General features: G+C 64.2%; 3 protein-coding genes. All 3 read right to left on the bottom strand.

The window, feature by feature from the left end; all coding sequences use genetic code 11:
• Positions 1-3,152, bottom strand: a 3,152-nt coding sequence (locus tag ASE07_RS30965) for a non-ribosomal peptide synthetase (RefSeq protein WP_442946120.1), incomplete at its 3' end; no start/stop codon positions are given.
• Between the two features lie 9 nt (positions 3,153-3,161).
• A partial coding sequence (locus tag ASE07_RS22825; protein ID WP_235548579.1) for a non-ribosomal peptide synthetase occupies positions 3,162-9,935 on the bottom strand: 6,774 nt, incomplete at its 3' end.
• Positions 9,932-10,537 (bottom strand): phosphopantetheine-binding protein (locus ASE07_RS22820; RefSeq protein WP_235548578.1); only part of this gene is annotated, 606 nt, incomplete at its 5' end. The genes ASE07_RS22825 and ASE07_RS22820, both read right to left, overlap by 4 nt.

Raw genomic sequence — 10,537 nt, 5'->3', positions numbered from 1 at the left:
GGCGCATCGAACAGTGCGCGTACGTCGGTATGCAGGTCTTCGCGGCGCATGCGCTCGATCAGCGTCACCGCCAGCAGCGAATGGCCGCCCAGCCGGAAGAAATCATCGTGCCGGCCCACCCGCTCAACCTGCAGCACCTCGCTCCAGAGGCGCGCCAGCGCCAGCTCCGTCTCCCCTTGCGGCGCTTCATAGTCATCCTGCTCTCTCAGCCCGCCCGGCTGCGGCAACGCGCGCCGGTCCAGCTTGCCGTTGGCCGTCAGCGGCAGCGCGTCCAGCCGCACAAATGCCGCCGGCACCATGTACGCGGGCAGCGCCTCGAGCAGCAATGCGCGCAGCTCGGCGTCGCTGGCCGTCTGCTCCAGATCGGCCGTGTAATAGGCGACCAGCTGCCGGTCCGTCCCTGTCGGTAGCGCCAGCACCACCGCTTCCTTCACCGCCACATGCCGGGCCAGCCGCGCCGCAATCTCGCCCGGCTCCACGCGCATGCCGCGTACCTTGAGCTGGTCGTCGTTGCGGCCAAGGAACAACAAGCGCCCGTCCGGCAGGTAACGGGCCAGGTCGCCGGTCCGGTACATCCGGCCATCCAGTTCATCACTGAACGGATCAGCCAGGAAACGCTCGGCCGTCAGTGCCGGCTGCTTCAGGTAGCCCAGCGCCACGCCGGCGCCGCCAATATGGATCTCTCCCGCCACGCCCTGCGGCACCGGCTGACCATGCCCATCGAGCAGATAGAGGCGGGTGTTGGCGATCGGCCGCCCGATCGGCAGGCTCGCGCAGTCGTCCGCGACCTCGGTGATGGTGCAGGTGGTGGCAAACGTGGCGGTCTCGGTCGGACCGTAGCAATGCACCAGGTGCTGCGGCGGGTTGTGTTGCAGAATCGCCGCCACCGCCCGCGGATCGACCAGGTCGCCGCCGGTGAGCAGGTAGCGCAGTTGCCCGAACACGTCGCCCAGCGCGGTGGCATGCGCGCGCAGCAGCCCGGCCACCAGGTGCAGGATGGTTACTTTGCCATCCTGCAGCCGCTGCCTGAGCGCCTGGGCGTCGAGCAGCGTGGCCTGGTCGACCACGACGATGGCGGCGCCGTGCAGCAGCGGCGCCCAGACTTCCATGCTGCTGGTGTCGAACGCCGGGTTGGCAGTGAACGCGACCCGATCGTCGGGATGGAAGACGGCGTAATGGTTGTTCATCACCAGCCGTCCGATCGCCCGGTGCGGCACCAGCACGCCCTTGGGCTGGCCGGTCGAGCCGGACGTGTACAGCACCGCGGCAACCGCTTCGCCGTCCAGATCCAGGTCGAGGTTGCCGCTGTCCTGGTCCTGCTGCCCGTCTTCCAGCCCATCGACGGTGTCGAGGTCGACCCGCATCGCGGCCATGCCGTCGGGCAGCGTATGCGTCCGCATGGTCAGCACGACCTGCGCTTCGCAGTCGGCCAGCATGTACGCCTGGCGCTGGGCTGGCGCGCCCTGGTCCAGCGGCACGTAGGCGGCGCCGCATTTGAGGATCGCCAGCTCGGCCACCACCAGCGCAGCCGAGCGTTCCAGCAGCAGCGCCACGCAGGCGCCGGGGCGCACGCCAAGCCGGGACAGGTGGTGCGCCAGCCGGTTGGCGCGGGCGTTGAGTTCGCCGTAGCGCAGTGGCTGGCCGTCCTGTTCCACCGCCACGGCGTCCGGCGTGCGCAGCACCTGTTGCTCGAACAGGCGGTGCAGCGTGCGGTGCCGCGGGTAGCCGACTTCAGTGCGGTTCCAGTCCTGCAACAGCAGCCGGCGCTCGTCGTCGCCAAGGATGTCGAGGGTGCGCAGCGGGCGCGATGGCACCTGTTCCAATGCCGTCACCAGGTGTTCCAGTGCCCGCTGCATGTAGGCGCAGATGCGCGCGGGCTCGATCGGGTCCTGCGCCTGCGCGTTCAGGCTCAGGCCGTCGCCGAAGTCGTCGACCGACAGCGTCAGCGGGTAGTTGGTGCGTTCCTCGCCGCCCAGCATCTCGATGCCGTCGACCTCGGCATTGTCCATAGCCTGCGCTTGGGCCGGAGCACCGCTGTGACGGTAGTTGAACAGGGCGCCAAACAGCGGCAGGGGCGCGGCCACGCCGCTGCAGCGCTGGGCCAGCGCCAGGGGTGCGTGTTCGTGGTGCAGCAGTTCGGTCAGCAGCGCATGCGTGCGGCGCACACCCTCTTCAACCCCTTCCGAGCCCAGGTCCAGCCGGATCGGCAGGGTGTTGATGAACATGCCCAGCACGCGGTCCGCTCCTTCGCCGCCCTGCATGCGGCCAAACAGCACGGTGCCAAACACCACGTCGTCACGCCCGCACACACAGCCTAGCACCCGTGCCCACGCCAGGTGGCACAGGCTGGCAACACTCACGCCCAGCTTGCGCGCCCGTGCCTTGAGCTGCGCGGCCAATGCCGCGTCGAGGTCGAGGCGCACTTCGCGCACGCCCGCGCCGTCGCCCTGTACGTCGGCCAGACCGTAGGGCGCCGTCACTGTGTCAACCTCGCCCAGCATGCGCGTGAAGAAGGCTTCGTGCTCGTCGCGCGATACCCCCAGGCGCGCCTGCGCGACGAAGCTGCGGAACGGCAGCGGCGGCGGCAGCTCGGCGCCACGGCCGGCCACATGGGCGCGGATTTCGTGCAGCAGCACGTCGAGCGAGGTGTGGTCGCCCCACAGATGGTGGAACAAATGCAGCACCAGCCAGCGGCCGCTGCCGCCATCTTGTGCCACGCACAGGCGCATCATCGGCGCCAGGCGCACATCCATCCGGTAGTGCTGGCGGTCGTAACGCGCGCGCAATTGCTGTGCGGCGTCACCGCCCTGCGCGTCGAGCACGACTTCCTCCACCGCCAGCGCCGCCTTGCGCCACACTACCTGCACCGGTTCGGTCAGCCCTTCCCAGTGCATTGCAGTGCGCAGGATGTCGTGCCGGTCGATCGCCAGCTGCAACGCGCCAATGAAGGCGTCCAGCCGCGCGCGCGTATCAAAGCTGTACAGCGCCTGCAGCAGGTACGGATCGCCCTCCTTCGTCATCAGGTGATGGAACAGGATGCCTTCCTGCAGCGGCGCCAGCGGATAAATGTCCTGCACGTTCGCCACGCCGCCCGGCACGCCGCCAACCACACGGTCAATCTCGTCCTGCGTCAGCGTCACCAGCGGTAGCATCGCGGGTGNATAAATGTCCTGCACGTTCGCCACGCCGCCCGGCACGCCGCCAACCACACGGTCAATCTCGTCCTGCGTCAGCGTCACCAGCGGTAGCATCGCGGGTGAAATGGCATTGCAATCTTCGGGAAGTCGATATTCCGATAACTCCACCGCATCGCTACCTTTCCCCGCCGCTTCGGCAAGCGCGGCCAGCGTGGAGAAGGTGAACAGCATGCGCACATCCGCATGCAGATCCAGCGCGCGCATGCGCTCGATCAGGCGCACGGCCAGAAGCGAGTGGCCGCCGAGCCGGAAGAAGTCGTCATAACGACCGACAGCTTCGACCTGAAGCAAATCCTGCCAGAGCGCAGCCAGCCGGGCCTCGATCCCTTCATGCGGGGCCTCGTATGCGGATACCGCCAGGGCATCCCTGTCCGGCTCCGGCAACGCCTGCCGATCCAGCTTGCCGTTTGCGGAAACAGGGAATGCATCCAGAGCCATGAAGGCGGCCGGAATCATCTGTTCAGGCAAGGTCGCGGCCAGGTGCAGATGAAGTGCGTACGGATCGACCTGTTGCTGCGGATCGACGACCGTGTAGTAAGCGAGCAGCCTGGCCTCGCCCAGGGGCGTCTGCCTCGCCAACACGACCGCGTCACGAATCGCGGGATGCAATGCAAGCCGTGCTTCGATTTCACCGAGTTCGATACGCACGCCGCGGATCTTGATCTGAAAATCGTTCCGGCCTAGATATTCGATATCACCGTTGGGAAGATAACGGCCCAGGTCGCCGGTCTTGTACATGCGCCCATCAGGTGCGTCTGCAAAAGGATCCGGTACGAAACGGGACGCTGTGAGTTCTGGCCGATTGAGGTAGCCGCGCGCCACCTGGATGCCTCCGATGTGGATCTCGCCGGCCACGCCTTGTGGAACTGGTTGTCCGCACGCATCCAGGAGATAAATACGGTTGTTGGGGGCCGGGCGGCCGATCGGGATGTTGTCCGGCAGCGCATTGCCTGCACATTCCCAGGCCGTTACTTCGATTGCGGCTTCCGTCGGACCGTACAGGTTGTGCAATCGCACTTGCGGCAGAAACGCCTTGAATCGTCGCGCTAGCGCACCGGACAAGGCCTCCCCACTGCACACCACGTGTCTCAGGCTGCTGCAGCCAGATGCCTCGGCCTGGTCGAGAAAGGCTGGCAGCATGGAGGGCACGAAATGCATGACGCTGACCTCTTCCTGCGCAACCACACGCGCAAGATAGGCCGGATCCTTGTGTCCGCCGGCCTGTGCCATGACGAGACGTGCCCCCTGAGTCAGCGGCCAGAAGAATTCCCAGACCGATACGTCAAAGGTAAACGGCGTCTTCTGCAATACCGTATCGCCGGCTCCGATGGGGTTCGCCTGCTGCATCCAGGTGAGGCGGTTCACCACGGCACCATGTTCGTTAATGACACCCTTTGGCTCGCCGGTCGAGCCCGAGGTGTAGATCACATAGGCAGCACAGCTTCCCGGCGCGTTCGGGTCGACCGGATCGAGATCGCCCTCCGCCTCTTCGGTCCAGGTTGGGAAATCAGGTTCCACGCTAATCAGCGGTATGCCTGATTCCTCCAGAACCCGAACCGTGTCCGTGCCTGTTGAGGGGTCGACCAGCGCGGCCAGCGGTGCACTATCCCGGACCAGCGCAGCGATGCGTTCCGCAGGCCATTCCGGATCGAGCGGCAGATAAGCTCCTCCGGCCTTCAGAATGCTCAGCATGCCGGTCACCATCGCCATTCCGCGTTCCATGCAGACAACAACCCGCGCATCGCGCTTCACGCCAAGCTGGCGAAGGTGCCGCGCCAGGCGATTCGCCCGGCTGTTGAGTTCCCCATAACTCAATACCTCGTCTTCATGCTTTAGCGCGACTGCATCAGGGTCATGCGCGACCTGTCTTTCAAAAAGCTGGTGGATGCCCAGGTTGAGCTCGTAGTCCACCCGGGTGGCATTCCACGAAAACAGCAGGCGCTCGCGTTCGAGCGCGTCCAGGACGGGTAGTTGCGCCACCTGTTGCTGATCGTTTTGCACGACTGCTTCGAGGAGACGGCGGAAGTAAGCAAGGTGACGTTCTACGGTGGCGCGGTCGAACAATGCGCTTGCGTATTCCATGACGCCCGCAATACGTCCATTTGCTTCACCTAGGTTCAGCGTCAGGTCGAATTTTGTCAGCTCCAGTCCGCTTTCAATCGGTGCACAAGTCAGGCCTGGCAGCTCAAGCACGTCGTCTTCATTGTTCTGCCACACGAACATTACCTGGAACAAGGGGCTGTGGGCCATGCTGCGCGGCGGGTTCACGATCTCTACTACTTGCTCGAACGGTAAGTCCTGATGCTGTTGCGCCTCAAGCGCAAGCTCCTTGACCGATCGTAACAAAGCGTCGATCGTTAGTGTCTCCGATAAGTCGACGCGTAACGCCACGGTATTAACGAAGAAACCGATCAAGGGCTCGACCTCGGCGCGCATGCGGTTGGCAACAGGGGTGCCGACCACCACTTCGGCCTGGCCGGAAAGACGACCGAGCAAGGCGGCCCATGCGGCAAGCAAGGTCATGAACAGCGTCGTCCCATGACGCTGGCTCAACGCGGCCAGCGATTGCGAAAGCGCCTCGTCGAGCTCAAAGCCGACCGACGCGCCCGCATGATCTTGCTGTGCCGGACGCGGACGATCAGTGGGCAACTGCAATAGGGCCGGTGCGCCCGACAGCTTGTTTCGCCAGTACGTCGCTTGTGCCTGCAGCGTCTCTCCGCTCAGCCAGCGTCGCTGCCAGACCGCATAGTCGGGATACTGGATTGCCAACGGTGGCAAGGGATCCGCACCGCCTTCGACAAACGCGCGATAGAGCTCGCTCAGCTCACGCTTGAAAACGCCAAGCGACCAACCGTCATACACAATGTGGTGTACGGTCACAAGCAGCACGTGCCGTTCCGCTGCCAGCCGGACCAGGCGGCCGCGCACCAGGGGGCCGGCATCCAGGTCGAAGGGTGCTGCGGATTCCGTTTCCAGCAGGCGTTGCAGCGCCTGCTGCTGATCGACGTCGTTCTGCAAATCTTCGTGCCCCAACCGGAAGCCGGTATTGGCAGGGTCAACCGCTTGCACCGGCAGCTCGCCGCGCAACTCGAAGCGGGTGCGCAACGCTTCGTGCCGCGCCACGATACGGTCCAGCGACCGCTGCAACGCCTGCACATTCAGCTTGCCTTCCAGCAGCAGCGCGAACGGCATGTGATAAGCCTGACTCATGCCTTCCATCTGCGCGAGGAACCAGAGGCGCGACTGCCCGTATGACAAGGCCAGCGGCTCGTCGCGGCTGACTGGCGTGACCGGCGGCAGCTCGCTCCGTGCGGCCTGTTTCACAAACTCGGCAAAGTTCTTTAATACCGGGTGATTGAACAGGCTGACCACGCTGATTTCAACACCGATACGGCGGCGCAGCCGCGAAGCAACCTTCACTGCAAGCAAGGAATGTCCGCCCAGATCGAAGAAATGATCGTCTCGTCCGACCCGTTCAAGCTGCAGCACTTCGCCCCACACCTGCGCCAGCACGGCCTCCACATCATCGCGCGGACCTTCGTATCCGCGCACCGCAATCGCATAGGATTCGGGCGCCTGCAGCGCCTTGCGATCGATCTTGCCGTTGGGCGTTTGCGGCAGAGCCGGCATCGCAACGCAGGCGGCAGGCAGCATGTAGTCCGGCAGCGACTGCTGAAGATGTGAGCGCAGCGCTTCCGCATCAATCGCGTCCTGCGCCACGTAGTAGGCGACCAGTCGCCTATCGCCCGGCTGGTCCTCGCGCGCGACCACGACGGCCTGAGTGACATCAGGATGACTGAGCAGCGCAGCTTCGATTTCTCCTGGTTCGATACGGTAACCGCGCAGCTTGACCTGCTGGTCGTTTCGGCCCCTGAACTCGATGTTCCCGTCCGGCAGGTAACGCCCCAGGTCACCGCTGCGGTACATCCGCGCCCCCGGTACGGCACTGAAAGGATCGGAAACGAAGCGCTCCGCCGTTAATGCAGGACGATTCCAGTAACCGCGCGCAACACCGGCACCCCCGATATGTATTTCGCCCACCGCGCCGATCGGCACCGGCAAGCCGCGCCGGTCCAGGATGTAGACGCGCGCATTATCGATCGGACGGCCGATCGGAACCACTTGCGGTACGCTGCCTTCCGCAGCGCACCAGGTGATGGAATCCACCGTCGCTTCAGTCGGGCCGTAGAGATTGACGAAGGCATGCCGCGCGCATCCGCGCGCACGCGTGGCGAGTTCGGCGTCCAGTGGCTCCCCGCCGCTAAACAGGAAATGGCACAAGGGATCGCTGCCTTCGTGTTCCAGCAACACCAGGCGCAGCAGGCTAGGCACGAACTGCGCGACTGTCACTTGCCTGTCGACGATGGTGCGTACAATGCCAGCCGCGTCACGGTCCAGCGTGGGTGGCAGCAACACCAGCCGTGCGCCAATGGCCAATGGCGTCCACAACTCCCACACGGACGCATCGAAGGAGATCGAGGTTCGCTGCAGTACCGCGTCGTTTTCGGAAAAGCCGAAACTTCCGACCTGCCACGCGATATGGTTGGCCAGCGAGCGGTGTTCAACCATGACGCCCTTGGGTGTGCCGGTGGAACCTGACGTATAGATGAGATAAGCTAGGTGTGCCGGAGTTAGGCCGGCAAGCGCGGCATCCGGGTCGGTGTCCGGCTGGCGCGCCCAGCGTGCCGCGCTTGAATGCAGGTCCACCACAGCGGCCGAGGTACGCAGCGGCGCCGAGCCGTCGGTCAATACGACAGCGGGAACACAGTCGTCGATCATGCGCGCCAGGCGCTCTGGAGGGTAGGCCGGATCGAGCGGAACGTAGGCGCCGCCCGCCTTGAGCACGGCCAGCATGCCGATCACCATGTCCAGGCTACGCTCCACACATACGGCGACGCGGGCATCGGGATGGACGCCCAGGCCGCGCAGATGATGCGCCAGCCGGTTTGCGCGCCGGTTTAATTCACCATAGGAAAGCGTGGAGTCGTCATGCACAACCGCTATCGCCTCCGGCCTCCGCCGCGCCTGCTCTTCAATTAATGCGTGGATGCACACCTCGCTGCGATGTGCCGCCGATGTCGCATTCCATTCGACGAGAAGCTGCCGGCGCTCGTCCTCTGGAAGAATGTCCAGTCCATGAAGCGGCGCAGCCGGCGTTCGCTCGAGAGCCTGTACCAGCGCCGCCAGCGCCGTCTCTGTGTAACGGCAGATGCGCTTCGGATCGAACGGCGATTGAACCTGGGCGTGCAGCGAAAAGCCTGTACCTAGGTCGTCCACGTTTAGGTTAAACGGATAGTTGGTGCGGTCGGTTCCTCCCAGCATCTCTACGCCGGCCCATACATCGGGTCCTGCACGACGAGCCTGTTCCCCATCCGGGCTGTGTCGGAAGTTCAGGAAGGCGGTAAACAATGGCTTTGGCGCTTCCACGCCGCTGCAACGCTGAGCCAGCGTAAGCGATGCGTGCTCGTGGCGCATCAGGCGGGTCAGCAGATCGTGGGTAACGCGCACGCCATCAAGCACCCCACCTTCGCCGACACGTAGGCGGATCGGCAGCGTGTTGATGAACATGCCGACCGCGCGTTCGGCGTAAGCGGCTGCCTGCATGCGTCCAAACAGGACGGTGCCGAACACGACATCCTCGCGCCCGGACAGCTTGGCAAGCACGAGCGCCCACGCAAGGTGAAACAGAGTGGCCGGTCCGACCCCAGTCAGGCGCGCCTGCCGGCGCAGGCGTTCGCCCAATTCGGCATCGAATTCATGCCAACATTCGGTGGTATAAGAACCATCCCCCTGTACATTGGAAAGCCCCAGCGGGACGGTCGCTTCGTCCACGTCGCCAAGCATGTCGCGAAAGAAGGCCTCGTGCTCCTCGCGGCTCACGCCCATGCGCGTATGTGCAACAAAATCGCGGAAAGGCAATGGTCGCGGCAGCGATGACGCTTCGCCGAGCAGATGTGCCCGGATCTCGTCCTTCATGACTTCCAGCGTCGTATGGTCGCCGGCCAGGTGATGGTTCAGGAACAACAATATCCAACGGCTTCGGGCGCGATCCTCGGCTATGCAAAAGCGCATCAGCGGCGCCTGACGCACATCGATGCGGAAGTGCGCGGGATCGAAGCGGGACTGCAACTGGCTCAGCACGTCGCCCAAAGCCGGATCGGGGTCGAACTCTTCGACCACCAATGTCGCCTTCCGCCATACCACTTGCACCGGCTCCGGCAAACCGTCCCACAACACCGCGGTTCGAAGAATATCGTGGCGATCGACGACGACCTGCGTTGCACGCACGAAAGCATCAAGCCGCTCGCGGCTGTCGAATGCATACGCGTTGTGAAGCAGATACGGATCACCTTCGTCCGTCATCAGATGATGAAACAGGATGCCTTCCTGCAGCGGCGCGAGCGGATAAATATCCTGCACGTTCGAGACGCCGCCCGGAACTGTGCTAACAATGCGTTCGATATCCTGTGCGGTGAGCGCTATCAGCGGCACCATGTCAGGCGTAATCAGTTGGCAACCGTCGGGAATCAGGCTTGCGCCGCCGGTGGGCTGGCCGGAACCGGCATAGGCACCGGACCGCACATGCTCGATCAGGCCGCTTTTGTTCGCGCGCAGGACAGCCCGAAGTGCCGGATCGTCGAGCACCCCTTCTTCACCGCGCACGACCAGTTCGCTGCCTTTCAGCGACAGGGTGACCCCTTTTTCATTCAGTTCGGTCAGCAACTCGGTCAGGCTCATAGTACGAATTCCTTTACTTTCTTTGTCGCAGCCGCCAGCTCTGCCACAGTCGGGGTCATGAATAGCACGCGCACATCGACTTCAAGATCTTCGCGCTGCATCCGTTCGATCATGCTCAGCGCCAGAAGGGAATGTCCGCCAAGTTCGAAGAAATGATCGTTGCGTCCGACCTTGTCCAGCTTGAGCAAATCTGCCCAGATTCCAGCGATGGCATGCTCGACGTCGCCAACCGGCGCGTGATAGGCGCGCATGGAGTACGCATCGGCATCCGGCCGTGGCAGCGCGGCCCGATCGATCTTTCCGTTGGTCGTGAGCGGGAACGCGTCGAGCCGGATGTAGGCGGCCGGCACCATGTAGTCAGGCAGGAAGGCAAGCAGGTGCGCGCGCAACGCCTGCGCCGAAATCTCCTGCACCCCGTCCGCTGCAATGTAGTAGGCCAGCAGCGCTTCCGTACCGCCCGCGTCCGGCACCACCAGCACTTCGCGCAGCCCCGGATGGCGCGCCAGCGACGCCTCGATTTCCCCCAGCTCGATGCGCAAGCCGCGTATCTTCACCTGGGAATCATTGCGCCCGAGGAAGTCGAGCGTCCCATCGGGCCGGTA

It is taken from the genome of Noviherbaspirillum sp. Root189 (assembly GCF_001428545.1).
Taxonomy (GTDB): domain Bacteria; phylum Pseudomonadota; class Gammaproteobacteria; order Burkholderiales; family Burkholderiaceae_D; genus Noviherbaspirillum.
The sequence above is the reverse complement of the archived record's forward strand: the minus strand, read 5'-3'. Positions and strand labels throughout refer to the sequence as shown.